Origin of the sequence: Streptomyces axinellae (assembly GCF_039532135.1) — a bacterium.
GTDB lineage: Bacteria > Actinomycetota > Actinomycetes > Streptomycetales > Streptomycetaceae > Streptomyces > Streptomyces axinellae.
This window is the reverse complement of sequence record NZ_BAAARJ010000022.1, coordinates 107331-129591: the sequence shown is the minus strand read 5'-3', so window position 1 is coordinate 129591 and position 22261 is coordinate 107331. Positions and strand designations below refer to the sequence as shown.

36 protein-coding genes and 1 pseudogene are annotated in these 22261 nt (G+C 68.0%); 35 read left to right on the top strand and 2 right to left on the bottom strand.

The window, feature by feature from the left end:
* On the bottom strand, positions 1-184 hold a 184-nt coding region (locus ABD339_RS28350; protein WP_344569980.1), incomplete at its 3' end, for a putative T7SS-secreted protein.
* Between the two features lie 541 nt (positions 185-725).
* Here ABD339_RS28350 and rpsJ point away from each other — a divergent pair.
* From rpsJ to ABD339_RS28180, 34 genes are all read left to right on the top strand, one after another.
* On the top strand, positions 726-1034 hold the full coding sequence (rpsJ, locus tag ABD339_RS28345; protein ID WP_016909683.1) for a 30S ribosomal protein S10: 309 nt from the start codon (positions 726-728) through the stop codon (positions 1032-1034).
* A gap of 15 nt (positions 1035-1049) precedes the next feature.
* Positions 1050-1694: a 50S ribosomal protein L3 gene (gene rplC / locus ABD339_RS28340; protein ID WP_344569979.1), complete on the top strand. Its 645-nt coding sequence runs from the start codon at positions 1050-1052 to the stop codon at positions 1692-1694.
* 7 nt (positions 1695-1701) lie between these two features.
* Complete coding sequence (gene rplD, locus ABD339_RS28335) at positions 1702-2349, top strand: 50S ribosomal protein L4 (RefSeq protein ID WP_344569978.1); 648 nt, start codon at positions 1702-1704, stop codon at positions 2347-2349.
* Positions 2349-2771 carry a 50S ribosomal protein L23 gene (gene rplW / locus ABD339_RS28330; RefSeq protein WP_326688578.1) on the top strand — a complete coding sequence of 141 codons (423 nt, stop codon included), beginning with the start codon at positions 2349-2351 and terminating at the stop codon, positions 2769-2771. Before rplD ends, rplW begins: the two co-directional genes overlap by 1 nt.
* A 47-nt stretch (positions 2772-2818) precedes the next feature.
* The gene (gene rplB / locus ABD339_RS28325; RefSeq protein WP_344569977.1) at positions 2819-3655 is read left to right on the top strand and encodes a 50S ribosomal protein L2; all 837 of its coding nucleotides are present in this window, start codon (positions 2819-2821) and stop codon (positions 3653-3655) included.
* Positions 3656-3670: 15 nt separating this feature from the next.
* Complete coding sequence (gene rpsS, locus ABD339_RS28320) at positions 3671-3952, top strand: 30S ribosomal protein S19 (protein ID WP_344569976.1); 282 nt, start codon at positions 3671-3673, stop codon at positions 3950-3952.
* A gap of 42 nt (positions 3953-3994) precedes the next feature.
* Complete coding sequence (gene rplV / locus ABD339_RS28315; RefSeq protein ID WP_344569989.1) at positions 3995-4342, top strand: 50S ribosomal protein L22; 348 nt, start codon at positions 3995-3997, stop codon at positions 4340-4342.
* Positions 4342-5172, top strand: a complete 831-nt coding sequence (rpsC, locus tag ABD339_RS28310) for a 30S ribosomal protein S3 (protein WP_344569975.1) — start codon at positions 4342-4344, stop codon at positions 5170-5172. Before rplV ends, rpsC begins: the two co-directional genes overlap by 1 nt.
* Positions 5173-5175: 3 nt before the next feature.
* Positions 5176-5595 (top strand): 50S ribosomal protein L16, encoded by a 420-nt coding sequence (rplP, locus tag ABD339_RS28305; protein WP_344569974.1) that lies wholly within the window; start codon positions 5176-5178, stop codon positions 5593-5595.
* Positions 5595-5819 carry a 50S ribosomal protein L29 gene (gene rpmC, locus ABD339_RS28300; protein WP_344569973.1) on the top strand — a complete coding sequence of 75 codons (225 nt, stop codon included), beginning with the start codon at positions 5595-5597 and terminating at the stop codon, positions 5817-5819. Before rplP ends, rpmC begins: the two co-directional genes overlap by 1 nt.
* A complete protein-coding gene (gene rpsQ / locus ABD339_RS28295; protein WP_344569972.1) occupies positions 5819-6118 on the top strand; it encodes a 30S ribosomal protein S17 in 300 nt (99 codons plus the stop codon). Before rpmC ends, rpsQ begins: the two co-directional genes overlap by 1 nt.
* A gap of 127 nt (positions 6119-6245) precedes the next feature.
* Complete coding sequence (rplN, locus tag ABD339_RS28290; protein ID WP_016473418.1) at positions 6246-6614, top strand: 50S ribosomal protein L14; 369 nt, start codon at positions 6246-6248, stop codon at positions 6612-6614.
* Between the two features lie 2 nt (positions 6615-6616).
* Positions 6617-6940 (top strand): 50S ribosomal protein L24, encoded by a 324-nt coding sequence (gene rplX, locus ABD339_RS28285; protein WP_344569971.1) that lies wholly within the window; start codon positions 6617-6619, stop codon positions 6938-6940.
* Positions 6940-7500, top strand: coding sequence for a 50S ribosomal protein L5 (rplE, locus tag ABD339_RS28280; RefSeq protein WP_344569970.1), 561 nt, complete (start codon positions 6940-6942; stop codon positions 7498-7500). Before rplX ends, rplE begins: the two co-directional genes overlap by 1 nt.
* A gap of 2 nt (positions 7501-7502) precedes the next feature.
* The gene (locus ABD339_RS28275; RefSeq protein WP_326688570.1) at positions 7503-7688 is read left to right on the top strand and encodes a type Z 30S ribosomal protein S14; all 186 of its coding nucleotides are present in this window, start codon (positions 7503-7505) and stop codon (positions 7686-7688) included.
* Positions 7689-7858: 170 nt separating this feature from the next.
* Positions 7859-8257, top strand: a complete 399-nt coding sequence (gene rpsH, locus ABD339_RS28270; RefSeq protein WP_326688569.1) for a 30S ribosomal protein S8 — start codon at positions 7859-7861, stop codon at positions 8255-8257.
* Between the two features lie 21 nt (positions 8258-8278).
* On the top strand, positions 8279-8824 hold the full coding sequence (gene rplF, locus ABD339_RS28265) for a 50S ribosomal protein L6 (protein WP_344569969.1): 546 nt from the start codon (positions 8279-8281) through the stop codon (positions 8822-8824).
* A 3-nt stretch (positions 8825-8827) separates the two neighbouring features.
* Positions 8828-9211 (top strand): 50S ribosomal protein L18, encoded by a 384-nt coding sequence (rplR, locus tag ABD339_RS28260; protein WP_344569968.1) that lies wholly within the window; start codon positions 8828-8830, stop codon positions 9209-9211.
* Between the two features lie 44 nt (positions 9212-9255).
* Positions 9256-9858, top strand: a complete 603-nt coding sequence (rpsE, locus tag ABD339_RS28255) for a 30S ribosomal protein S5 (protein WP_344528130.1) — start codon at positions 9256-9258, stop codon at positions 9856-9858.
* A complete protein-coding gene (gene rpmD / locus ABD339_RS28250; protein ID WP_344569967.1) occupies positions 9858-10040 on the top strand; it encodes a 50S ribosomal protein L30 in 183 nt (60 codons plus the stop codon). Before rpsE ends, rpmD begins: the two co-directional genes overlap by 1 nt.
* Before the next feature lies 1 nt (position 10041).
* Complete coding sequence (gene rplO / locus ABD339_RS28245) at positions 10042-10506, top strand: 50S ribosomal protein L15 (protein ID WP_344569966.1); 465 nt, start codon at positions 10042-10044, stop codon at positions 10504-10506.
* Positions 10507-10690: 184 nt separating this feature from the next.
* Complete coding sequence (gene secY, locus ABD339_RS28240) at positions 10691-12004, top strand: preprotein translocase subunit SecY (RefSeq protein ID WP_344569965.1); 1314 nt, start codon at positions 10691-10693, stop codon at positions 12002-12004.
* Positions 12004-12654: an adenylate kinase gene (locus ABD339_RS28235; RefSeq protein WP_344569964.1), complete on the top strand. Its 651-nt coding sequence runs from the start codon at positions 12004-12006 to the stop codon at positions 12652-12654. Before secY ends, ABD339_RS28235 begins: the two co-directional genes overlap by 1 nt.
* A gap of 257 nt (positions 12655-12911) precedes the next feature.
* Positions 12912-13748 (top strand): type I methionyl aminopeptidase, encoded by an 837-nt coding sequence (map, locus tag ABD339_RS28230; RefSeq protein WP_344569963.1) that lies wholly within the window; start codon positions 12912-12914, stop codon positions 13746-13748.
* A 350-nt stretch (positions 13749-14098) separates the two neighbouring features.
* Positions 14099-14320 (top strand): translation initiation factor IF-1, encoded by a 222-nt coding sequence (gene infA / locus ABD339_RS28225; RefSeq protein WP_003948620.1) that lies wholly within the window; start codon positions 14099-14101, stop codon positions 14318-14320.
* 63 nt (positions 14321-14383) lie between these two features.
* Entirely contained in the window at positions 14384-14497 is a 114-nt protein-coding gene (gene rpmJ, locus ABD339_RS28220) for a 50S ribosomal protein L36 (protein ID WP_009740505.1), read from the top strand.
* 176 nt (positions 14498-14673) lie between these two features.
* Entirely contained in the window at positions 14674-15054 is a 381-nt protein-coding gene (gene rpsM, locus ABD339_RS28215; protein ID WP_344569962.1) for a 30S ribosomal protein S13, read from the top strand.
* Between the two features lie 66 nt (positions 15055-15120).
* Complete coding sequence (gene rpsK / locus ABD339_RS28210) at positions 15121-15525, top strand: 30S ribosomal protein S11 (protein ID WP_165296566.1); 405 nt, start codon at positions 15121-15123, stop codon at positions 15523-15525.
* Between the two features lie 27 nt (positions 15526-15552).
* A complete protein-coding gene (gene rpsD, locus ABD339_RS28205) occupies positions 15553-16179 on the top strand; it encodes a 30S ribosomal protein S4 (RefSeq protein WP_344569958.1) in 627 nt (208 codons plus the stop codon).
* A gap of 396 nt (positions 16180-16575) precedes the next feature.
* Positions 16576-17598, top strand: a complete 1023-nt coding sequence (locus ABD339_RS28200) for a DNA-directed RNA polymerase subunit alpha (protein WP_344569956.1) — start codon at positions 16576-16578, stop codon at positions 17596-17598.
* Between the two features lie 228 nt (positions 17599-17826).
* A complete protein-coding gene (gene rplQ, locus ABD339_RS28195; protein ID WP_344569954.1) occupies positions 17827-18333 on the top strand; it encodes a 50S ribosomal protein L17 in 507 nt (168 codons plus the stop codon).
* 151 nt (positions 18334-18484) lie between these two features.
* The gene (gene truA, locus ABD339_RS28190) at positions 18485-19366 is read left to right on the top strand and encodes a tRNA pseudouridine(38-40) synthase TruA (protein WP_344569952.1); all 882 of its coding nucleotides are present in this window, start codon (positions 18485-18487) and stop codon (positions 19364-19366) included.
* 71 nt (positions 19367-19437) lie between these two features.
* Entirely contained in the window at positions 19438-19950 is a 513-nt protein-coding gene (locus ABD339_RS28185) for a MarR family winged helix-turn-helix transcriptional regulator (protein ID WP_344569951.1), read from the top strand.
* Positions 19951-20166: 216 nt separating this feature from the next.
* On the top strand, positions 20167-20835 hold the full coding sequence (locus ABD339_RS28180) for an SDR family NAD(P)-dependent oxidoreductase (protein ID WP_344569949.1): 669 nt from the start codon (positions 20167-20169) through the stop codon (positions 20833-20835).
* Positions 20836-20868: 33 nt separating this feature from the next.
* Here the strand turns inward: ABD339_RS28180 and ABD339_RS28175 are convergent, their stop codons facing one another.
* Positions 20869-21738 carry a hypothetical protein gene (locus tag ABD339_RS28175; RefSeq protein WP_344569947.1) on the bottom strand — a complete coding sequence of 290 codons (870 nt, stop codon included), beginning with the start codon at positions 21736-21738 and terminating at the stop codon, positions 20869-20871.
* Positions 21739-21981: 243 nt separating this feature from the next.
* Between ABD339_RS28175 and ABD339_RS28170 the strand changes: the two are divergent.
* A pseudogene (locus tag ABD339_RS28170) lies at positions 21982-22200 on the top strand (ABC transporter ATP-binding protein); the annotation flags it as partial.
* Positions 22201-22261: the final 61 nt, after the last annotated feature.

The following is a 22261-nucleotide window of genomic DNA, read 5'->3' as shown; positions in this document are numbered from 1 at the left end:
CACCCAGATAATTCGCCGCCGAACGCGACTTGTCCCGCGTCCAGTCCGCCCCGCTCTCCCACCCCACATCATCCAGCCGGTCCGCCGACCAATTACCGAACCCCTCAACACCATCCCCCACCGCCTCCGTGAGGTCCTCCGCCTTGTCCTCCACCTCATCCGGAACAAAATCCCGCCACCCCATCAGCCCTCGCCCCCTCACCTGGCCCACCCCCGCCGGGTGGCGCGTTCCTTGATGCAGACGACGCCCGCACACACGTACACGGTTGTTGACCCAGCGTAATGGTCGGGGGTGAACGGGCCCAGGGGCTTCTGCCGCCAGGTGGCGGGGAGTCCGGCGGCGGGCCGGTCGGGTCACGGTCGGGCCGTGTGGTGTGGTACTGGACCGATTGGCGGTGCCTAAACCCCGTGTGGCACACTGTCCAGGTTGCTCGGTTGAGTGCCGATGCTGCGCGCCTCCCGCCGGGGGGACTGGAAGCGAGTCCCACGTATTCGTCGCCTCTCATCAGGGGCGGAAGTACGGGAATCTTCCGGGAAGCGCAGGAGGGGCTTCCAGCCAGGCACCCGGTGGGTCTCCTCCCCCCAATCTTCCTCGCAAGGAAATTCTCCTGTGGAGAATTACGGGAAGGGCTACGACACGCCCGACCGCGTGGGTCGGACGAGGGGCGAGCGGGAGTCACGACGGGGTACCAGAGCGTTACGAGAGACAGGACTACGAAGTAGCCATGGCGGGACAGAAGATCCGCATCCGGCTCAAGGCCTACGACCACGAGGTCATCGACAACTCGGCGAAGAAGATCGTCGAGACGGTGACGCGTACTGGCGCGTCGGTCGCAGGCCCGGTGCCGCTGCCCACAGAGAAGAACGTGTACTGCGTCATCAAGTCGCCGCACAAGTACAAGGACGCGCGCGAGCACTTCGAGATGCGCACCCACAAGCGTCTGATCGACATCCTCGACCCGACGCCCAAGACCGTTGACTCGCTGATGCGCCTGGACCTTCCGGCCGGCGTCGACATCGAGATCAAGCTCTGAGGGGTGTCGTAGAAGATGGCTAAGCAGATCAAGGGCGTCCTGGGCGAGAAGCTCGGCATGACCCAGGTCTGGGACGACAACAACCGCGTTGTCCCGGTGACCGTGGTCAAGGCCGGTCCGAACGTCGTGACCCAGGTCCGCACCGCAGACAGGGACGGCTACGAAGCCGTCCAGATCGCCTTCGGCGAGATCGACCCGCGCAAGGTGAACAAGCCCCTCAAGGGCCACTTCGCCAAGGCCGACGTCACCCCGCGCCGCCACCTCGTGGAGCTGCGCACCTCCGACGCCGCCGAGTACACGCTCGGCCAGGAGCTGAACGCCGACACGTTCGAGTCCGGCGTCAAGGTCGATGTGACCGGCAAGTCCAAGGGCAAGGGCTTCGCCGGTGGCATGAAGCGCCACGGCTTCCACGGCGGCAAGGCTTCGCACGGTGCCCACCGCGTGCACCGCAAGCCGGGCGCCATCGGTGGCTGCGCCACCCCGGGCCGGGTCTTCAAGGGCACCCGCATGGCCGGCCGGATGGGCAACGAGCGGGTCACCACCCAGAATCTGACCGTCCACGCCGTTGACGCGGAGAAGGGTCTGCTGCTCATCAAGGGCGCGGTCCCCGGTCCGAACGGCGGCCTCGTCCTGGTCCGTACCGCGGCCAAGGGGGCTTGAGGAACCGATGAGCACCATTGACATCCTTTCGCCGGCCGGCGAGAAGACCGGGACCGTCGAGCTCCCCGCGGAGATCTTCGACGCGCAGGTCAGCGTTCCGCTGATCCACCAGGTCGTCGTCGCCCAGCTGGCCGCTGCCCGTCAGGGCACGCACAAGACCAAGACGCGCGGCGAGGTCCGCGGCGGCGGCAAGAAGCCGTACCGCCAGAAGGGCACAGGCCGTGCCCGTCAGGGCTCGACCCGCGCGCCGCAGTTCGCCGGCGGTGGCGTCGTTCACGGCCCCGTGCCGCGCGACTACTCGCAGCGGACCCCGAAGAAGATGAAGGCCGCCGCCCTGCGCGGTGCCCTCTCCGACCGGGCCCGCCACGACCGTGTCCACGTCGTCAGCGGCGTGGTCGAGGGCGAGGTCTCCACCAAGGCCGCCAAGACGCTGCTCGGCAAGGTCAGCGAGCGCAAGAACGTGCTGCTCGTCGCCGAGCGCGGCGACGAGGCCGCGTGGCTGTCCGCCCGCAACCTGCCCCAGGTCCACATCCTGGAGCCGGGCCAGCTCAACACGTACGACGTGCTCGTCTCCGACGACGTGGTCTTCACCAAGACCGCGCTGGAGTCCTTCGTGTCTGGCCCCAAGGCCCACACCGAAGGGAGCGACGCCTGATGGCTACGCGACACCCGAGCATCGCCTCCAAGGCAGCGAAGGCCGCGAAGGCCGCCCGCGTCGCCAAGGCCGCCCGCCGTGCGGCCGAGGGACCGGGCCCGCTCGCGCCGGCCGACCCGAGCAAGACGTTCTCCGACCCGCGCGACCTGCTGATCAAGCCGGTTGTCTCGGAGAAGAGCTACGCGCTCCTCGACGAGGGCAAGTACACGTTCATCGTCGCGCCGGGCGCGAACAAGACCCAGATCAAGCAGGCCGTCGAGACGGTCTTCTCGGTCAAGGTCACCGGGGTCAACACGATCAACCGCCAGGGCAAGCGCAAGCGCACCCGCACTGGCTACGGCAAGCGCGCCGACACCAAGCGCGCGATCGTGACCCTTGCCGAGGGCGACCGAATCGACATCTTCGGCGGCCCGACCTCCTGACGGAGGTGGGGTCGTTCAGAAGTCCTGAATCTTCCGAGGACTGAGAAATGGGTATCCGCAAGTACAAGCCGACGACTCCGGGCCGTCGTGGCGCCAGTGTCGCCGACTTCGTCGAGATCACGCGGTCCACGCCGGAGAAGTCGCTGGTCCGCCCGCTGCACAGCAAGGGCGGCCGTAACAACGCCGGTCGTGTGACCGCCCGTCACCAGGGTGGTGGCCACAAGCGCGCCTACCGCGTGATCGACTTCCGTCGGCACGACAAGGACGGCGTGCCTGCCAAGGTCGCGCACATCGAGTACGACCCGAACCGCACCGCGCGCATCGCGCTGCTGCACTACGCCGACGGCGAGAAGCGCTACATCCTCGCGCCGCGCGGCATCCAGCAGGGCGACCGGATCGAGAACGGCCAGGGCGCCGACATCAAGCCGGGCAACAACCTGCCCCTGCGCTACATCCCGGTCGGTACGACGATCCACGCCATCGAGCTGAAGCCCGGCGGCGGCGCCAAGTTCGCCCGCTCCGCCGGTGCCTCGGTGCAGCTGCTCGCGAAGGAGGGCCGCATGGCCCACCTCCGCATGCCGTCCGGTGAGATCCGGCTGGTCGATGTCCGCTGCCGCGCCACTGTCGGCGAGGTCGGCAACGCCGAGCAGTCGAACATCAACTGGGGCAAGGCCGGCCGTATGCGCTGGAAGGGCCGCCGCCCGACCGTCCGCGGTGTGGTCATGAACCCGATCGACCACCCGCACGGTGGTGGTGAGGGTCGTACCTCCGGTGGCCGCCACCCGGTTTCGCCGTGGGGCCAGAAGGAGGGCCGTACGCGCTCGCCGAAGAAGGCCAGCAACAAGTACATCGTCCGCCGCCGCAAGACGAACAAGAAGCGCTAGGAGGCGGGGTTTTCGATGCCGCGCAGTCTCAAGAAGGGGCCCTTCGTAGATGCCCACCTGATGAAGAAGGTGGACGCGCAGAACGAAGCAGGCACCAAACACGTCATCAAGACCTGGTCTCGCCGCTCGATGATCGTCCCGGCCATGCTGGGCCACACGATCGCGGTGCACGACGGCCGCAAGCACGTCCCGGTGTTCATCACCGAGTCGATGGTCGGCCACAAGCTCGGCGAGTTCGCGCCGACCCGCACCTTCCGCGGCCACGTCAAGGACGACCGCAAGTCGCGTCGTCGCTGACGGGCGGGTGTGTAGATCATGACTGACACCGAAGGGACAACCATGGAAGCCAGGGCCTCAGCGCGCTATGTGCGCGTCACGCCCATGAAGGCCCGCCGGGTGGTGGACCTTGTTCGTGGCATGAGTGCCACGGAGGCTCAGGCGGTCCTGCGTTTCGCCCCGCAGGCCGCGAGCGTGCCGGTGGGCAAGGTGCTCGACAGCGCCATCGCCAACGCCGCGCACAACTACGACCACACCGACGCCGACAGCCTCGTCATCTCCGAGGCATACGTCGACGAGGGCCCGACTCTGAAGCGGTTCCGGCCGCGCGCCCAGGGCCGCGCCTACCGGATCCGTAAGCGGACGAGCCACATCACCGTGGTCGTGAGCAGCAAGGAAGGAACCCGGTAATGGGCCAGAAGGTAAACCCGCACGGGTTCCGGCTCGGCATCACCACCGACTTCAAGTCGCGGTGGTACGCCGACAAGCTTTACAAGGACTACGTCAAGGAAGACGTCGCGATCCGCAAGCTGCTCACGCAGGGCATGGAGCGGGCCGGCATCTCCAAGGTCGAGATCGAGCGCACCCGTGACCGCGTCCGCGTGGACGTCCACACGGCGCGCCCGGGCATCGTCATCGGTCGCCGCGGCGCCGAGGCGGACCGTCTCCGGGGCAACCTGGAGAAGCTCACCGGCAAGCAGATCCAGTTCAACATCCTTGAGGTCAAGAACCCCGAGACGGACGCGCAGCTCGTGGCCCAGGCGGTCGCCGAGCAGCTCTCCTCCCGGGTCTCCTTCCGCCGTGCCATGCGCAAGAGCATGCAGACGTCGATGAAGGCCGGCGCCAAGGGCATCAAGGTCCAGTGCGGTGGCCGTCTCGGCGGCGCCGAGATGTCCCGCTCGGAGTTCTACCGCGAGGGCCGTGTGCCCCTGCACACGCTCCGTGCGAACGTCGACTACGGCTTCTTCGAGGCCAAGACGACCTTCGGCCGCATCGGCGTGAAGGTCTGGATCTACAAGGGCGACGTCAAGAACATCGCCGAGGTGCGTGCCGAGAACGCCGCGGCCCGCGCGGGCAACCGCCCGTCGCGCGGTGGCGGCGGCGGTGGCAACGACCGCCCCCGTCGCGGTGGCGAGCGCCGTGGCCGCAAGCCGCAGCAGGCGGCCGACGCTCCGAAGCCGGAGTCGGTCGAGCCCGCCGCCGCTGCTGCCGAGCCGAGCGCTGCCGGAAAGGAGAGCTGACCCATGCTGATCCCTCGCAGGGTCAAGCACCGCAAGCAGCACCACCCCAAGCGCACGGGTATGGCCAAGGGCGGTACCGAGGTCGCATTCGGTGAGTACGGCATCCAGGCGGTGACCGCCGCCTACGTGACGAACCGGCAGATCGAGGCAGCTCGTATCTCCATGACCCGTCACATCAAGCGTGGCGGCAAGGTGTGGATCAACATCTACCCGGACCGTCCGCTGACCAAGAAGCCCGCCGAGACCCGCATGGGTTCCGGTAAGGGTTCGCCCGAGTGGTGGGTCGCGAACGTGAAGCCCGGACGTGTGATGTTCGAGCTGTCGTACCCGAACGAGAAGATTGCTCGTGAGGCGCTCACCCGCGCTGCTCACAAGCTTCCGATGAAGTGCCGCATTGTGCGGCGCGAGGCAGGTGACGCGTGATGGCGGCCGGAACCAAGGCGTCCGAGCTGCGCGAGCTGGGCAACGAGGAGCTTGTTGCCAAGCTCCGCGAGGCCAAGGAAGAGCTGTTCAACCTCCGCTTCCAGGCGGCGACCGGGCAACTCGAAAACCACGGCCGGCTCAAGGCCGTGCGCAAGGACATCGCCCGGATCTACACCCTGATGCGTGAGCGCGAGCTGGGCATCGAGACGGTGGAGAGCGCCTGATGAGCGAGACGAATGTGACTGAGACAGCAGACAAGAGCGGCGAGCAGGCGCGCGGCTTCCGCAAGACCCGCGAGGGTCTCGTGGTCAGCGACAAGATGGACAAGACCGTCGTCGTCGCCGTCGAGGACCGCGTGAAGCACGCGCTGTACGGCAAGGTCATCCGCCGTACCAACAAGCTCAAGGCGCACGACGAGCAGAACGCTGCCGGTGTCGGCGACCGCGTCCTCCTGATGGAGACCCGGCCGCTGTCCGCCACCAAGCGCTGGCGCATCGTCGAGATCCTCGAGAAGGCAAAGTAGGCGGTTCCCCGGCAGGGGAGCGCATCGATACAGCCTGGGGCCGTATCCGGCCCCGGGTCAGTTCCGCCAGGCTCGGCAGGGATCGTGAGATCCCTGCCGGGAACCGGCAGACATACAGGAGATAGACGTGATCCAGCAGGAGTCCCGGCTGCGCGTCGCCGACAACACGGGTGCGAAGGAAATTCTCACCATCCGTGTGCTCGGCGGCTCGGGCCGGCGCTACGCGGGCATCGGTGACGTCATTGTCGCTACCGTCAAGGACGCGATCCCCGGTGGGAACGTGAAGAAGGGCGACATCGTCAAGGCCGTCATCGTGCGCACCGTCAAGGAGCGCCGCCGCCCGGACGGCTCGTACATCCGTTTCGACGAAAACGCCGCCGTCATCCTCAAGAACGACGGTGACCCCCGCGGCACCCGCATCTTCGGTCCCGTGGGCCGTGAGCTGCGCGAGAAGAAGTTCATGAAGATCATCTCTCTCGCGCCGGAGGTGCTGTGACCATGAAGATCAAGAAGGGCGACCTGGTCCAGGTCATCACCGGCAAGGACAGGGGCAAGCAGGGCAAGGTCATCGTGGCCTACCCCCGCGAGAACCGTGTCCTGGTCGAGGGTGTCAACCGGGTCAAGAAGCACACCAAGGCCGGCCAGACGGCCCGCGGGTCGCAGACCGGCGGCATCGTCACGACCGAAGCGCCGGTCCACGTGAGCAACGTTCAGCTCGTCGTGGAGAAGGACGGCAAGAAGGTCGTGACCCGCGTCGGGTACCGCTTCGATGACGACGGCAACAAGATCCGCGTTGCCAAGCGGACCGGTGAGGACATCTGATGACTGCCACCACTGAGGCCCCGCGCCTGAAGCAGCGCTACCGCGCCGAGATCCAGGGCAAGCTGCAGGACGAGTTCTCCTACGACAACGTCATGCGGATCCCCGGTCTCACCAAGATCGTGGTCAACATGGGTGTGGGCGACGCCGCCCGCGACTCCAAGCTGATCGAGGGTGCCATCAAGGACCTCGCCACGATCACCGGGCAGAAGCCCGCCGTGACCAAGGCCCGCAAGTCCATCGCGCAGTTCAAGCTGCGCGAGGGTCAGCCGATCGGCGCGCACGTGACGCTGCGCGGCGACCGGATGTGGGAGTTCCTGGACCGGCTGCTGTCGCTCGCGCTGCCGCGCATCCGCGACTTCCGCGGTCTGTCGCCGAAGCAGTTCGACGGCAGGGGCAACTACACCTTCGGTCTCACGGAGCAGGTCATGTTCCACGAGATCGACCAGGACAAGATCGACCGGGTCCGGGGCATGGACATCACCGTGGTGACCACGGCGACCACCGACGACGAGGGCCGCGCCCTGCTTCGTCACCTCGGCTTCCCGTTCAAGGAGAACTGACCATGGCGAAGAAGGCCCTGATCTCCAAGGCCGGCCGCAAGCCCAAGTTCGCGGTGCGTGCCTACACGCGCTGCCAGCGCTGTGGCCGTCCCCACTCCGTCTACCGCAAGTTCGGCCTGTGCCGTGTGTGCCTTCGTGAGATGGCCCACCGCGGCGAGCTGCCGGGCGTGACCAAGAGCTCCTGGTAACCCGGGCCCGTTTGGGTCTGGACCAGGACTCTCGGTAAGCTGAAAAGTCGCTTACTACGCCGTAGGTCCCCCGCGACGCACCCGTCTCGTCGTCGGCCGCAAGGCCGGCGGACGGGGAGAAGGACGACGCACATAGGGAAACCCCGGCGAGAGAGGCCGAAGGCCATCACATGACCATGACCGATCCAATCGCAGACATGCTCACGCGTCTGCGGAACGCGAACTCGGCGTACCACGACACCGTCGAGATGCCGCACAGCAAGATCAAGTCGCACATCGCGGAAATCCTCCAGCAGGAGGGCTACATCACCGGCTGGAAGGTCGAGGAGGCCAAGGTCGGCAAGAGCCTCGTCCTCGAGCTGAAGTTCGGCCCGAACCGCGAGCGTTCGATCGCAGGCATCAAGCGGATCTCCAAGCCGGGTCTGCGGGTCTACGCAAAGTCCACCAATCTGCCGAAGGTGCTCGGCGGCCTGGGCGTGGCGGTTATCTCCACGTCGCACGGTCTCCTCACCGACAAGCAGGCCAGCAAGAAGGGTGTGGGCGGGGAAGTCCTCGCCTACGTCTGGTAGTCGGGAACGGAGGAAGAAGCAATGTCGCGAATCGGCAAGCTCCCCATCCAGGTTCCCGCCGGTGTGGACGTCACCATCGATGGCCAGACGGTCGCGGTGAAGGGGCCCAAGGGCTCCCTCTCGCACACCGTTGTGATGCCCATCGAGGTCGCTGAGGACGAAGGAGGCGGCGGCACGATCGTCGTCACCCGTCCGAACGACGAGAGCCGGAACAGGGCCCTGCACGGTCTGTCCCGCACGCTGGTGGCGAACATGATCACTGGCGTGACCGCGGGATTCAGCAAGGACCTCGAAATCAGCGGTGTCGGTTACCGCGTCCAGGCGAAGGGCTCCGACCTGGAGTTCTCGCTGGGCTACAGCCACCCGATCTTGGTGAAGGCGCCCGAGGGCATCTCCTTCAAGGTCGAGTCGCCGACCAAGTTCACCGTCGAGGGCATCGACAAGCAGCAGGTCGGTGAGGTCGCCGCGAAAATCCGCAAGCTGCGGAAGCCCGACCCCTACAAGGCCAAGGGCGTGAAGTACGCGGGCGAGGTCATCCGCCGCAAGGTCGGAAAGGCTGGTAAGTAAGCCATGGCATACGGCGTGAAGATCGCCAAGGGTGACGCCTACAAGCGTGCCGCTGCCAAGCGCCGTCACATCCGGATCCGCAAGAAGGTCTCGGGTACGCCTGAGCGCCCCCGTCTTGTGGTGACGCGCACCAACCGTGGTATCACCGCACAGGTGATCGACGACATCGCGGGCCACACTCTGGCCTCGGCGTCGCACCTGGACGGCTCCGTCCGCGGTGGCGAGGGTGACAAGAGCGCGCAAGCCCAGCAGGTCGGCGCACTGGTCGCCGAGCGTGCGAAGGCCGCGGGCGTCGAGGCCGTCGTGTTCGACCGCGGTGGCAACAAATACGCAGGGCGGATTGCCGCTCTGGCTGACGCCGCCCGCGAGGCCGGGCTCAAGTTCTGAGCCCTGGTTCCGTGAGCTAGCGGACAAAGAGAGAGGTAATTCCAATGGCTGGACCCCAGCGCCGCGGTGGCGGCGCCGGTGGCGGCGAGCGGCGGGACCGTAAGGGCCGGGACGGCGGCGCTGCCGCTGAGAAGACCGCGTACGTTGAGCGCGTTGTCGCGATCAACCGCGTCGCCAAGGTAGTGAAGGGTGGTCGTCGCTTCAGCTTCACCGCGCTGGTCGTGGTGGGCGACGGTGACGGCACCGTGGGTGTCGGATACGGCAAGGCCAAGGAGGTGCCGGCCGCCATCGCCAAGGGCGTTGAGGAGGCCAAGAAGCACTTCTTCAAGGTCCCGCGTATCCAGGGCACCATTCCTCACCCGATCACGGGTGAGGAGGCAGCGGGTGTCGTGCTGCTCAAGCCGGCTTCGCCCGGTACCGGTGTGATCGCCGGTGGCCCGGTGCGTGCCGTGCTGGAGTGCGCGGGCATCCACGACGTGCTGAGCAAGTCGCTCGGCTCGTCGAACCCGATCAACATCGTGCACGCCACGGTGGGTGCGCTCCGCGGGCTTCAGCGCCCGGAGGAGATCGCCGCCCGTCGCGGTCTGCCGCTTGAGGACGTAGCACCCGCCGCTCTGCTGCGGGCGCGTGCAGGGGTGAGCGCGTAATGGCTCGCCTGAAGATCACGCAGACGCGTTCCGTTATCGGGACCAAGCAGAACCACCGTGACACGCTGCGGACCCTCGGTCTCAAGCGCGTCAACGATGTGACCGTCCGCGAGGCCAGCGACGTCGTTCGCGGGCAGGTGCACACCGTGCGCCACCTCGTGACGGTCGAGGAGGTCGACTGAGATGGCCAAGTCCTCAGCAGACAACCCGCTGAAGGTCCACAACCTCCGTCCCGCCCCGGGCGCCAAGACCGCCAAGACCCGTGTGGGTCGTGGTGAGGCGTCCAAGGGCAAGACGGCCGGCCGTGGCACCAAGGGCACCAAGGCCCGCTACCAGGTGCCGGAGCGCTTCGAGGGTGGGCAGATGCCGCTGCACATGCGGCTGCCCAAGCTCAAGGGCTTCAAGAACCCCGCCCACAAGCAGTTCCAGGTGGTGAACCTGGAGAAGCTGGCCGACCTGTACCCGCAGGGTGGCGAGGTCACGGTGGCCGACCTGGTCGCCAAGGGCGCTGTGCGCAAGAACGAGCTGGTCAAGGTGCTGGGCTCCGGTGACCTCTCGGTGGCGCTGACGGTGACCGTCGACAAGGTCTCCGGCTCCGCCAAGGAGAAGATCACCGCCGCGGGCGGCACCGTCACCGAACTCATCTGAGTTCGTTGTCCAGGTGAACGACAGGCCGGGGATGCCCCAACGGGGCATCCCCGGCTGGTCGTTTGTGCGGCCAGTCGTTTCTAGGTGGTGCCGTCGCCGGTAAGGTGGCGTGCACTGTTGATTTCTGTCGATCCTCAAGACCGTCACCTCTCGCGCCACTACCGCGGGGGGCGCAGGAGGCACCGTGCTCACCGCGTTCGCCCGAGCGTTCCAGACGCCCGACCTGCGCAAGAAGCTGCTCTTCACGCTCGGCATCATGGTGCTCTTCCGTATCGGAGCGCACGTTCCGGTGCCGGGCGTCAGTTACGAGAACGTCCAGGCATGCATGGACGAGGCCAAGGGCGCCCAGGGCCTCTTCGGCCTGGTCAACATGTTCAGCGGCGGCGCCCTCCTCCAGATCACCATCTTCGCGTTGGGGATCATGCCGTACATCACGGCGAGCATCATCCTCCAGCTGCTGGTCGTAGTGATTCCGCGGCTGGAGGCCCTGAAGAAGGAGGGGCAGGCCGGCCAGGCGAAGATCACGCAGTACACGCGCTATCTGACCGTCGCGCTCGCCATCTTGCAGGCCACCGGCCTGGTGGCCACCGCGCGCAGCGGCTCGCTGTTCCAGAACTGCAGCGTCGCCAGCCAGATCATTCCGGACCAGAGCATCTTCGCCACCATCGTGATGGTGATCACGATGACGGCCGGTACGTGTCTGATCATGTGGCTCGGCGAGCTGATCACCGACAAGGGCATCGGCAACGGCATGTCGATCCTGATGTTCGTCTCCATCGCCGCCGGTTTCCCCGGCGCGCTGTGGGCGATCAAGAAGCAGGGCAAGCTGGCCGACGGCTGGATCGAATTCGGCGCCGTCATCCTCTGCGGTCTGGCGATGGTGGCCCTCGTCGTCTTCGTCGAGCAGGCCCAGCGCCGTATTCCCGTGCAGTACGCGAAGCGCATGGTCGGCCGCCGGAGTTACGGCGGAACCTCGACCTACATTCCGCTGAAGGTCAATCAGGCCGGTGTGATCCCTGTCATCTTCGCGTCGTCGCTGCTCTACATTCCGGCGCTGATCGTGCAGTTCAGCAAGTCGCAGTCGGGCTGGGCACAGTGGATCAACGCGCACTTCGTCAAGGGCGATCACCCCATCTACATCGCCACCTACTTCCTGCTGATTGTCTTCTTCGCCTTCTTCTATGTCGCGATCTCCTTCAACCCCGAAGAGGTTGCCGACAACATGAAGAAGTATGGTGGCTTCATCCCGGGCATCCGGGCCGGTCGTCCCACCGCTGAGTACCTGAGTTACGTGCTGAACCGCATCACGTGGCCGGGCTCGCTGTATCTGGGACTGATCGCCCTGGTGCCGACCGTCGCGCTGATCTTGTTCAACGCCAATCAGAACTTCCCGTTCGGCGGGACGAGCATCCTGATCATCGTGGGTGTGGGGCTTGAGACCGTGAAGCAGATCGAGAGCCAGCTTCAGCAGCGCCATTACGAAGGGTTCCTCCGCTGATGCGTATTGTCCTCGTCGGGCCGCCTGGTGCGGGCAAGGGAACGCAGGCGGCATTCCTCGCCGAGAACCTGTCCATCCCGCACATCTCCACGGGCGACCTCTTCCGTGCCAACATCAGCCAGGGCACACCCCTCGGCCAGAAGGCACAGGAGTACATGAGGGCCGGCCAGCTGGTGCCCGACGAGGTCACCATCGGGATGGCGAAGGACCGTATGGAGGAGCCGGACGCGGCGGGCGGATTCCTGCTCGACGGCTTCCCGCGGAACATCGCGCAGGCACAGGCGCTGGACAGCTTCCTGACGGACAAGAATCAGAGGCTGGACGCCGTGCTCGACCTGGAGGTCCCCGAGGACGAGGTCGTCAAGCGGATCGCCGGACGGCGCATCTGCCGCAGCCAGAGCAGCCACGTCTTCCACGTCGAGTACAGCGCCCCCAAGAAGGACGGCGTCTGCGACGTGTGCGGCGGCGAGCTGTACCAGCGGGACGACGACCGCGAGGAGACCGTGCGCAAGCGGCTCGCGGTCTACCACAGCGAGACCGAGCCGATCATCGACCACTACAAGGCGCAGGGCCTCGTGACGACGATCTCCGCGATCGGCGAGGTCGGCGAGGTGACGGCGCGCGCGATGGCCGCTCTGCGGCCGGAGTGAGCGGAGCCGGGGGCGCGGCGCCGGCTGATGCGGCCGGGCTCCGTGAATCCCGGGCAGCGCGCCGTGACGGCCGTTCAGGTGTGGGGGCCGGGTACTGCCCGGCCCCCACACCTGTGTCCGGACCGCGTGCCGGGGCCCAGGTGCTCGGAGGCCCGGCACGCGGCCCGGCCGCCGTCGCGGGACTGGCAGACTTGATGAGGCAGAAACAGGATTCGGCCGGGCCGGACACCGGCCGGTCAGGGAAGGCGGCAGCCGTCATGGTGGAGATCAAGACCCCGGAGCAGATCGCGAAGATGCGCGAGGCCGGGCTGGTCGTCGCCGCTATGCACAAGGCGTGCGCCGAGGCCGCCGTGCCGGGCGCCACGACGAAGGACCTGGACGAGGTCGCGGCCAAGGTGCTCGCCGACCACGGCGCCAAGCCGAATTTCCTGGGCTACGGCGGCTTCCCCGGCAACATCTGCACCTCCGTCAACGACGTCGTGGTGCACGGCATCCCGGACCGGGAGACCGTCCTCAAGGCCGGTGACCTGCTCTCCATCGACGCCGGGGCGATCATCGACGGCTGGCACGGGGACGCCGCGCTGACCGTCTTCGTCGGCGACGGGCACTCCGCCGAGCTGCGCGAGCTGAGCCGGGTCACGGAGGAGTCGATGTGGGCCGGGCTCGCCGCGGTGCGCAAGGGCAACCGGCTGGTGGACATCTCCAAGGCCATCGAGGGCTACATCCGCCGCCAGCCGCGCCCCTCCTCCGGCAAGTACGGCATCGTCGAGGACTACGGCGGCCACGGCATCGGCTCCCAGATGCACATGGATCCCCACCTGCTCAACTACGTGGACCGGCGGCGCGGCCGTGGCCCCAAGCTGGTGCCCGGCATGTGCCTGGCCATCGAGCCGATGGTGACCCTCGGCACACCTCGCACCCATGTCCTGTCGGACGAGTGGACGGTCAAGACGAACGACGGCACCTGGTCCTCGCACTGGGAGCACTCCGTCGCGCTGACGGAGCAGGGCCCGCTGGTGCTGACCGCGCCGGACGGTGGCCGCGCCAAGCTCGCGGAGCTGGGGATCGAGGCCGCGCCGGACCCGCTGGCGTAGCGACCGGCCCCGCCGCACCACCTCCGGGCTCGGCCCGGAGCCCCGGCGTACACGTCGTCCGCCCCCGTCCCGCCCGGTTCCTCGGTGCTCGGCCGCCCGATCCGGCAAGGGCCGGGGGGACATCATCCGAACGGGTTGTCCGCCGTCCGGTCCCGGTGATCGCGTCATCCGGTCCGGGGACCGAAGAGCCGGGCCCAGTGGTTGAAGATCTCCGGGAGTGGGGAGACTGCCCGGATTCGTCTTTCCCGGGAGTGTCGCGTAGACTGGCTCGTCGGCCCAGCTACACCCGTATGCACGGGAAGGCATGGGTCACCCCAGGTAGCCGATCCCGGAAGGTGAAGCGCTCAAGCATGGCCAAAAAACAAGGGGCCATCGAGATCGAGGGCACCGTCGTCGAGTCTCTCCCGAACGCGATGTTCAAGGTGGAGCTCCAGAACGGGCACCAGGTCCTCGCGCATATCAGCGGCAAGATGCGGATGCACTACATCCGTATCCTTCCCGACGACCGGGTCGTGGTGGAGTTGTCTCCCTACGATCTGACGCGCGGACGGATCGTCTACCGCTACAAGTAGATCGACAGATCGTGCTGCCTTCCCGCTCCCGGGAGGACGGCCAGACCCGGAGAACCTCACACCATGAAGGTCAAGCCGAGCGTCAAGAAGATCTGCGACAAGTGCAAGGTGATCCGCCGTCACGGGCGGGTCATGGTCATTTGCGAGAACCTGCGCCACAAGCAGCGCCAGGGCTGACGTACGACGACCTGCCTTTCGCAGTTCCTTCGCGCGACGCGAGCAACAGTCACATAAGCAGGGCCCGACGCCGCTGACGGTGTCGACACCCCCGGTCGGAGGCCGGGGACCGTTCCGTTTACGGACCGGATCGGCGCTGCTGCAGACCTCCGACGAAATCAACAGGAGCCACATTCATGGCACGCCTCGCTGGCGTCGACCTCCCGCGCGAGAAGCGCGTCGAGGTCGCCCTCACCTACGTCTTCGGCATTGGCCGCACCCTTGCCCAGCAGACCCTGCGCGAGACCGGGGTCAGCCCCGACACCCGCGTGCGGGACCTGGCCGAGGAGGAGATGGTCAAGCTCCGCGAATACGTGGACAACAACCTCCAGGTAGAGGGTGACCTCCGCCGTGAGATCCAGGCCGACATCCGCCGCAAGGTGGAGATCGGCTGCTACGAGGGTCTGCGTCACCGGCGCGGTCTCCCGGTCCACGGACAGCGCACGAAGACCAACGCCCGCACCCGTAAGGGCCCGCGTCGCGCCATCGCCGGCAAGAAGAAGCCGGGCAAGAAGTAGTCCACTCCGGACACGCTGCAAGCGGTCCGCGAGTAGGACCGACCACCTCACGGGAGTTATCTCTATATGCCTCCGAAGAGCCGTACGGCCGGCGCCAAGAAGGTGCGCCGCAAGGAGAAGAAGAACGTCGCCCACGGGCACGCTCACATCAAGAGCACGTTCAACAACACCATCGTCTCGATCACCGACCCCACCGGCAACGTGATCTCCTGGGCCTCCGCCGGCCACGTCGGCTTCAAGGGCTCGCGCAAGTCGACGCCGTTCGCGGCGCAGATGGCCGCGGAGAACGCCGCGCGCCGCGCCCAGGAGCACGGCATGCGCAAGGTCGATGTCTTTGTGAAGGGTCCCGGCTCCGGCCGTGAGACCGCGATCCGCTCGCTCCAGGCCACCGGCCTGGAGGTCGGCTCCATCCAGGACGTCACCCCGACCCCGCACAACGGCTGCCGCCCGCCGAAGCGTCGCCGAGTCTGAGACAACTGAAGTAGGAGATCAACGACAATGGCGCGTTACACCGGGGCCGACTGCAAGCGTTGCCGTCGGGAAAAGCAGAAGCTCTTCCTCAAGGGGAGCAAGTGCGAGAGCGCGAAGTGCCCGATCGAGATCCGTCCTTACCCCCCGGGTGAGCACGGTCGCGGGCGCACCAAGGACTCCGAGTACCTGCTGCAGAAGCGTGAGAAGCAGAAGGCCGCTCGTATCTACGGCGTCCTGGAGAAGCAGTTCCGCGGGTATTTCACCGAGGCCAACCGCCAGCAGGGCAAGACAGGCGAGAACCTGCTGCGGATCCTCGAAACCCGTCTGGACAACGTGGTCTACCGGGCTGGCTTTGCCAAGTCCCGCGACCACGCACGTCAGTTGGTCAAGCACGGCCACATCGCGCTGAACGGTCGCAAGACCGACATCCCCTCGGCGCGGGTGTCCGTGAACGACATCATCGAGGTCCGTCCCTCCTCCCGCGAGCTGACCCCCTTCCAGGTGGCCGCCGCGGAGGCCGGCGAGAAGACGGTTCCGGCGTGGCTGGAGTCCATTCCGTCGAAGATGCGGATTCTCGTGCACTCGCTGCCCGAGCGCCAGGTGATCGACACCCAGGTGCAGGAGCAGTTGATCGTCGAGCTGTACTCGAAGTAATTCGGGTCGGCTGATGGCTCCGGCGCCTGGCTTCGGGTCGCGCTGTGTGTGCGGCTTGGGGTTCGGGGATTATTCCCCGGGGGGTTGCAGTGTCGACACCCAGGTGCAGGAGCAGCTGATCGTCGAGCTGTACTCGAAGTAATTCGGGTCGGCTCATGGCTCCGGCGCCTGGCTTCGGGTCGCGCTGTGTGTGCGGCTTGGGGTTCGGGGATTACTCCCCGGGGGGTTGCAGCATCGACACCCAGGTGCAGGAGCAGCTGATCGTCGAGCTGTACTCGAAGTAATTCGGGTCGGCTTCGCAGGGCACGGGTGGCAGGTCTGTTTCGGGCCTGCCGCCCGTACCCTTGCAGTGACGGCATCAAATAGCGGTTGCCGATAACTGGAGGCACACATCACATGCTGATCGCTCAGCGCCCCTCTCTGACCGAAGAGGTCGTCGACGAATTCCGCTCACGGTTCGTGATCGAGCCGCTGGAGCCGGGCTTCGGCTACACCCTCGGTAACTCTCTGCGTCGTACGCTCCTCTCCTCGATTCCCGGTGCCGCTGTCACCAGCATCCGGATCGACGGTGTCCTGCACGAGTTCTCGACCGTGCCGGGCGTCAAGGAGGACGTCACCGACCTCATCCTCAACATCAAGTCGCTGGTCGTCTCCTCGGAGCACGACGAGCCCGTCGTGATGTACCTGCGCAAGCAGGGTCCGGGCCTGGTCACCGCCGCGGACATCGCGCCGCCGGCCGGTGTCGAGGTGCACAACCCGGAGCTGGTCCTGGCCACGCTGAACGGCAAGGGCAAGCTGGAGATGGAGCTGACCGTCGAGCGCGGTCGCGGCTACGTCTCCGCCGTCCAGAACAAGCAGCTGGGCCAGGAGATCGGCCGTATCCCGGTCGACTCCATCTACTCGCCGGTCCTCAAGGTCACCTACAAGGTCGAGGCGACCCGTGTCGAGCAGCGCACCGACTTCGACAAGCTGATCGTCGATGTCGAGACCAAGCAGGCCATGCGGCCCCGTGACGCCATGGCGTCCGCGGGCAAGACGCTGGTCGAGCTGTTCGGCCTGGCGCGCGAGCTGAACGTCGATGCCGAGGGCATCGACATGGGCCCGTCGCCGACGGACGCCGCGCTCGCGGCGGACCTGGCGCTGCCGATCGAGGAGCTGGAGCTCACCGTTCGGTCGTACAACTGCCTCAAGCGCGAGGGCATCCACTCGGTGGGCGAGCTGGTGGCCCGCTCCGAGGCGGACCTGCTCGACATCCGCAACTTCGGTGCGAAGTCGATCGACGAGGTCAAGGCGAAGCTGGCCGGCATGGGTCTGGCCCTCAAGGACAGCCCGCCCGGATTCGACCCGACCGCCGCCGCTGACGCCTTCGGCGCCGATGACGACGCGGACGCCGGGTTCGTGGAGACCGAGCAGTACTGAGTCGCTGACGCTGGGTCTGTGTGCTGAGACCTCAGCGTCTGCCCCGTACTGTTGTCGGGGAGCTGCGGGTCCGCTGTGGCTGGTCGCGCAGTTCCCCGCGCCTCTTTCGGGGGCGCAACCCCCCTCGTCCCTTTCGGGCGCGGGGCCGTAACCCCGGTACCTCATACGGCCGGGACTGCCGCCGGTGCCTCGTACGGCCGGTGCAGGGACAACGTAAGGAGAAGGATCATGCCGAAGCCCACCAAGGGTCCCCGTCTGGGCGGCAGTGCCGCGCACCAGAAGGCGATGCTGGGCAATCTGGCCACCGCTCTGTTCGAGCACGGCCGCATCACGACGACCGAGGCGAAGGCACGCCGCCTGCGTCCGGTCGCCGAGCGTCTGATCACCAAGGCGAAGAAGGGTGACCTTCACAACCGCCGTCAGGTCATGCGCACGGTCCTGGACAAGAGTGTCGTGCACACGCTCTTCACCGAGATCGGCCCGCGGTACGAGAACCGTCCCGGTGGCTACACCCGCATCACCAAGATCGGCCCGCGTCGTGGCGACAACGCCCCGATGGCGGTCATCGAGCTGGTCGAGGCCCTGACCGTGCAGCAGACCGCTGTCGGTGAGGCCGAGGCGGCGACCAAGCGCTCCGCGAAGGACGCCGCTGGTGACGAGGCCGTGGCCGACCTGAAGAAGGACGCGGCCGAGGCCGAGGGCGAGTCCGCCGAGGGCGAGTCCAAGGACGCCTGAACCGTCCGCCGAGGTGTGTGAGCGGGCCCGTCCCTTCGGGGGCGGGCCCGCTTTCGTACGGCACCGGCCTCGGGGGCGTATGGCCCCGGTCTCCGGTTCGTAGGGCGCCGGCCTCGGGGAGGGGCATCGTGCGAGGTGAGAGGATCGGACCGTGAGTGACGTGGTGCGGGTGCGGCTGGATCTGGCGTACGACGGGCGGGAGTTCTCCGGGTGGGCCCGGCAGCGGGACCGCCGTACGGTGCAGGAGGAGATCGAGGACGCGCTGCGGGTCGTCCTGCGGCTGCCCGGGACGCCGGAGCTGACCGTGGCGGGGCGTACGGACGCGGGGGTGCACGCGCGGGGGCAGGTCGCCCACGTGGACCTGCCCGTGGAGGTGTGGGCCGAGCACGGCGAGGGGCTGCTGCGCCGTCTGGCCGGGCGGCTGCCCATGGACGTGCGGGTCTTCGGGGTGAGCGAGGCGCCCGCACATTTCGACGCGCGGTTCTCGGCGATCTGGCGCCGTTACGCGTACCGGGTCACCGACCATCCCGGCGGTGCCGATCCGCTCCAGCGCGGCCACGTGCTGTGGCACAACTGGCCGCTGGACCTCGACGCCATGAACGAGGCGGCGCGCGGCCTGCTGGGGGAGCACGACTTCGCCGCGTACTGCAAGAAGCGCGAGGGCGCGACGACGATCCGTACGCTCCAGCGGCTGGAGTGGGTGCGGCGCGCGGACGGTGTGCTGGAGGCCACGGTCAAGGCGGACGCGTTCTGCCACAACATGGTGCGCTCGCTGGTGGGCGCGATGCTGTTCGTCGGCGACGGGCACCGCCCCCCGGAGTGGCCGGCGAAGGTGCTGGCCGCCGGGGTGCGGGACTCGGCCGTCCACGTGGTGAGGCCGCACGGGCTGACGCTGGAGGAGGTCGGCTATCCGGCGGAGGAGGAGCTGGCCGCGCGCAACCTGGCGTCGCGGAACAAGCGGACGCTGGCCCCGGGCGGCGGCGCCGGCGGTCTCGGCAGCGGCGGTCTGCTCGACGATTTCGGCTGCTGCTGATCCGGTTCGTACCTACAGCCAGTAAATACATGGAAAGACCAATGATTGGAATTTCCATGCATTGTTCCGTCATGGACGAACAGACGCTGAACGAGGAGCTTCACGACTGTCTGTTCGCGGTGCGCACCCAGGTGCACGGCGAGCTGAAGGAACTGGCCCGGCAGTCAGGGCTGACCGACACCCAGACCGATGCCCTGTGGAGACTGAGCCGCGGGCCGGAGATGACCGCACGTCGGCTGGCCGAAAGCCTCCAGTGCGACGCCTCCACCGCGACGTCGATGATCGACCGGCTGGAGCGGCGCGGTCTGGTCCGCCGCGAGGCCCACCCCACCGACCGCCGCGTCAAGGTCATCCGGCTCACACCCGAGGGATGCGCGATGCGCGACCGCATCGTCCGGCACACCGCCGAGCGCTCCCCCTTCGCCCGCCTCGGCCTTGAGGACAGGCTGCGCCTGCACGCGCTGCTTCAGGAAGCGGTCGGGGCCGGTCGTCCGGGGGACGACGAGGGCGCCGAGGCGGCGGGCGCTCCGGAGGAGGCGGGCTCGGTGGGAGAGGCCGGCGCTCTGGAAGAGGGGCAGCGGTGAGCGGCACGTCCACCACGGTCATCACGGGCGGCGCTTCGGGCCTGGGGCTGGTGATGGCGCGCTCCTTGGCCGCGGCCGGGCACAGCGTCGTCCTCGTCGGCCGGGACGCACCACGTACCCGCGCCGCCGCGGAGAGTCTGCGCGGCCTCGCCCCCGGCGGACGCGGACCCGGCCCCGCCGCGCGTGTACACCGCGGACTTCGGGCAAAGGACGCAGGTGCGGGCGCTGGCCGCGCAGCCGGCGGCCGACGGCGTTCCCGTGGACGTGCTCCTCAACAACGCGGGAGCGGCCTTCCCCCGGTACGAGCGGACGCCGGACGGCGCGGAACGCACCTACGCGCTGAACCACCACGCGCCGTTCCTGCTCACCCACGCGCTGCTGGCCGAAGGAGCGCTCACCTCCCGGGCGCGGATCATCAACATGTCCTCGTACGTGGCAGTGCGGGGCAAGCTCGATGCCGCCGATCCGGATGTCGTAGGGACCTCGTGGGGCAGCCGCTTCTACCACCAGATCAACGTCTACGCGACCAGCAAACTCGTCAGTCTGCTGGCGGCGCGGGAACTCGCCCGCCGCCTGCCCGAGGGCATGAGCGTCTACAGCGCCGATCCGGGCATGGTCAAAGGCACCGCGTTCCACAGCAACGTCGGCGGGCTGATGCGCCTGACCGCGCCGCTGTTCCGCCCGTTCGCCGTCACCGCGCAGGAGGGCCTGCGGACCCCCCTCCGGCTCGCCACCGCCTCACCCGCACCGCGTCCCAGCGGCGGCTTCTTCAGCGACTCCCAGCCGGCTGCCGTCTCCCGCCCGGCCTCGGACGACTCCCTCGCCCGCACCGTCTACACCAGGACCGCGGATTTTCTCGGGCTGGTGCCGCTCGTGACCGGGTAGGCCCAGGGGCAGTCCCGGGTCGGCCCGTGGTGGTCAGGAGGCGGGCTCCTTGGCGGCCTCGGAGGACTGGGCCCGGCCGCGCTGGAGGACCCGGCCGTAGGCGTAGTTGGAGCCGTCGAGGGCGACGCGCTGGGCCTGGGTGTCGGAGGGGCCGGACTCGGTGCCGTTGGTGCGGCCCGCGATGGTGAAGTAGGCGTAGCGGCCCAGGTTGTTGGCCGTCGTACGGCAGGTGACGGTGCGGCAGAAGTCGGGGACGCCGTTGCCGGGAAGGGCCACCAGGTTGGGCTGGTAGTTCTTCTTGACCTGCGCGGCGGCCTTCGAGTCCTCGAAGACGGCGATGCCGACCGTCACGGCCAGCCCTTTGCTGGTGAAGGTGGCGCGGTAGAGCGCGGTGCAGTCGTTGCGGGTCAGCACCGGGCCGAGGCCCGCGTGTGCCGCCTCGGCGCAACTCTTGCTGGTGCTGGTGGAGGCCAGCTTGTAGGGGTGGCCGTTGACCGTGACGCGCTTGGCCGGGAAGAGCGTGGCCGCGCTCAGGGGTGCCTTGTCGTGCTCGGCGTCGGCGATGAAGTACCTGGGCGGCGGCGGGGGCGGCGGCTCGTCCTTGAAGGTGGGCTGCCCGCCGCCGCTGGAGGGCAGGTCCTCGGGCGCGGGGAGCGAGTTGGAGGGCTTGTCGGAGGCGTTGTCCCCGTCGCCCTCGTTGACGACGGCCACCGCGACGATGCCCGCCACGGCGGCGGTCGCCAGCGCGCCGCCGCCCGCCATCAGCCAGCGGCGCCGCTTGCCGCGCTGGCGCTCGGCCTGCTCGGCGAGCGCGGCCCAGTCCGGCGTGCTGCCGCCCCCGGGCCCCCCGGGGCCCCCGGCACCTCCGGAACCCCACGGGGGTCCCCCCTGCCCAAAGCTCATGGGCGCATCTTATGCGCTCGATATCCGCCTGGTTCAGGGGTGCGGCTACCGCGACAATCGCGCGCACGGGACATGTCGAGGTGGCGCATCCGGAGTTCTTCCTGCCCGACGGGAGGCCGCGCTTCGACGACGCGTCCCCGCGGGCCGGCGAGGGCGCCTCGGTGGCGCTGGTGGGGCTGGGGGCACCTCCCGGCCGGAGGCTGGGGGAGGCGCGGGCTGGAGTCGCTGCTGCGCGGCACCGACGAGGTGCTGCTGGACGAGCCGACGGACGACCTGGACCTGGAGTCGGCCGAGGCGTTGCAGGAGGGGCTGGAGTCGTTCGAGGGGACGGTGCCGGCGGTCACGCACGACCGCCGGTTCGCCCGCTCCTTCGACCGCTTCCTGGTGTTCGGCGCGGACGGCCGGGTGCGGGAGGCGGCCGGTCCGGTGTGGGACGGGGGGCGGGTCGCGCGGGGGCGGTGACCCCGGTTTTGACCCTTGCGGGGGAGGGTCGGTATTCTGGCGGATCGTTGTGTGTATTGGC

What these genes read in the sequence shown, in the direction of transcription:
- rpsE (WP_344528130.1), top strand. Translation starts at nt 9,256, where the DNA reads ATGGCTGGACCCCAGCGCCGCGGTGGCGGCGCCGGTGGCGGCGAGCGG.
- rplF (WP_344569969.1), top strand. Translation starts at nt 8,279, where the DNA reads ATGTCGCGAATCGGCAAGCTCCCCATCCAGGTTCCCGCCGGTGTGGAC.
- infA (WP_003948620.1), top strand. Translation starts at nt 14,099, where the DNA reads ATGGCCAAAAAACAAGGGGCCATCGAGATCGAGGGCACCGTCGTCGAG.
- rpsJ (WP_016909683.1), top strand. Translation starts at nt 726, where the DNA reads ATGGCGGGACAGAAGATCCGCATCCGGCTCAAGGCCTACGACCACGAG.
- rpmJ (WP_009740505.1), top strand. Translation starts at nt 14,384, where the DNA reads ATGAAGGTCAAGCCGAGCGTCAAGAAGATCTGCGACAAGTGCAAGGTG.
- rplB (WP_344569977.1), top strand. Translation starts at nt 2,819, where the DNA reads ATGGGTATCCGCAAGTACAAGCCGACGACTCCGGGCCGTCGTGGCGCC.
- ABD339_RS28235 (WP_344569964.1), top strand. Translation starts at nt 12,004, where the DNA reads ATGCGTATTGTCCTCGTCGGGCCGCCTGGTGCGGGCAAGGGAACGCAG.
- rpsS (WP_344569976.1), top strand. Translation starts at nt 3,671, where the DNA reads ATGCCGCGCAGTCTCAAGAAGGGGCCCTTCGTAGATGCCCACCTGATG.
- rpmC (WP_344569973.1), top strand. Translation starts at nt 5,595, where the DNA reads ATGGCGGCCGGAACCAAGGCGTCCGAGCTGCGCGAGCTGGGCAACGAG.
- rplW (WP_326688578.1), top strand. Translation starts at nt 2,349, where the DNA reads ATGGCTACGCGACACCCGAGCATCGCCTCCAAGGCAGCGAAGGCCGCG.
- rplE (WP_344569970.1), top strand. Translation starts at nt 6,940, where the DNA reads ATGACTGCCACCACTGAGGCCCCGCGCCTGAAGCAGCGCTACCGCGCC.
- rplP (WP_344569974.1), top strand. Translation starts at nt 5,176, where the DNA reads ATGCTGATCCCTCGCAGGGTCAAGCACCGCAAGCAGCACCACCCCAAG.
- ABD339_RS28275 (WP_326688570.1), top strand. Translation starts at nt 7,503, where the DNA reads ATGGCGAAGAAGGCCCTGATCTCCAAGGCCGGCCGCAAGCCCAAGTTC.
- ABD339_RS28175 (WP_344569947.1), bottom strand. Translation starts at nt 21,738, where the DNA reads ATGAGCTTTGGGCAGGGGGGACCCCCGTGGGGTTCCGGAGGTGCCGGG.
- rpmD (WP_344569967.1), top strand. Translation starts at nt 9,858, where the DNA reads ATGGCTCGCCTGAAGATCACGCAGACGCGTTCCGTTATCGGGACCAAG.
- rplR (WP_344569968.1), top strand. Translation starts at nt 8,828, where the DNA reads ATGGCATACGGCGTGAAGATCGCCAAGGGTGACGCCTACAAGCGTGCC.
- rpsQ (WP_344569972.1), top strand. Translation starts at nt 5,819, where the DNA reads ATGAGCGAGACGAATGTGACTGAGACAGCAGACAAGAGCGGCGAGCAG.
- ABD339_RS28200 (WP_344569956.1), top strand. Translation starts at nt 16,576, where the DNA reads ATGCTGATCGCTCAGCGCCCCTCTCTGACCGAAGAGGTCGTCGACGAA.
- rplV (WP_344569989.1), top strand. Translation starts at nt 3,995, where the DNA reads ATGGAAGCCAGGGCCTCAGCGCGCTATGTGCGCGTCACGCCCATGAAG.
- rplQ (WP_344569954.1), top strand. Translation starts at nt 17,827, where the DNA reads ATGCCGAAGCCCACCAAGGGTCCCCGTCTGGGCGGCAGTGCCGCGCAC.
- rplX (WP_344569971.1), top strand. Translation starts at nt 6,617, where the DNA reads ATGAAGATCAAGAAGGGCGACCTGGTCCAGGTCATCACCGGCAAGGAC.
- rpsD (WP_344569958.1), top strand. Translation starts at nt 15,553, where the DNA reads ATGGCGCGTTACACCGGGGCCGACTGCAAGCGTTGCCGTCGGGAAAAG.
- ABD339_RS28185 (WP_344569951.1), top strand. Translation starts at nt 19,438, where the DNA reads ATGGACGAACAGACGCTGAACGAGGAGCTTCACGACTGTCTGTTCGCG.
- rplO (WP_344569966.1), top strand. Translation starts at nt 10,042, where the DNA reads ATGGCCAAGTCCTCAGCAGACAACCCGCTGAAGGTCCACAACCTCCGT.
- rplC (WP_344569979.1), top strand. Translation starts at nt 1,050, where the DNA reads ATGGCTAAGCAGATCAAGGGCGTCCTGGGCGAGAAGCTCGGCATGACC.
- rpsC (WP_344569975.1), top strand. Translation starts at nt 4,342, where the DNA reads ATGGGCCAGAAGGTAAACCCGCACGGGTTCCGGCTCGGCATCACCACC.
- rpsH (WP_326688569.1), top strand. Translation starts at nt 7,859, where the DNA reads ATGACCATGACCGATCCAATCGCAGACATGCTCACGCGTCTGCGGAAC.
- map (WP_344569963.1), top strand. Translation starts at nt 12,912, where the DNA reads ATGGTGGAGATCAAGACCCCGGAGCAGATCGCGAAGATGCGCGAGGCC.
- rpsM (WP_344569962.1), top strand. Translation starts at nt 14,674, where the DNA reads ATGGCACGCCTCGCTGGCGTCGACCTCCCGCGCGAGAAGCGCGTCGAG.
- rplD (WP_344569978.1), top strand. Translation starts at nt 1,702, where the DNA reads ATGAGCACCATTGACATCCTTTCGCCGGCCGGCGAGAAGACCGGGACC.
- rpsK (WP_165296566.1), top strand. Translation starts at nt 15,121, where the DNA reads ATGCCTCCGAAGAGCCGTACGGCCGGCGCCAAGAAGGTGCGCCGCAAG.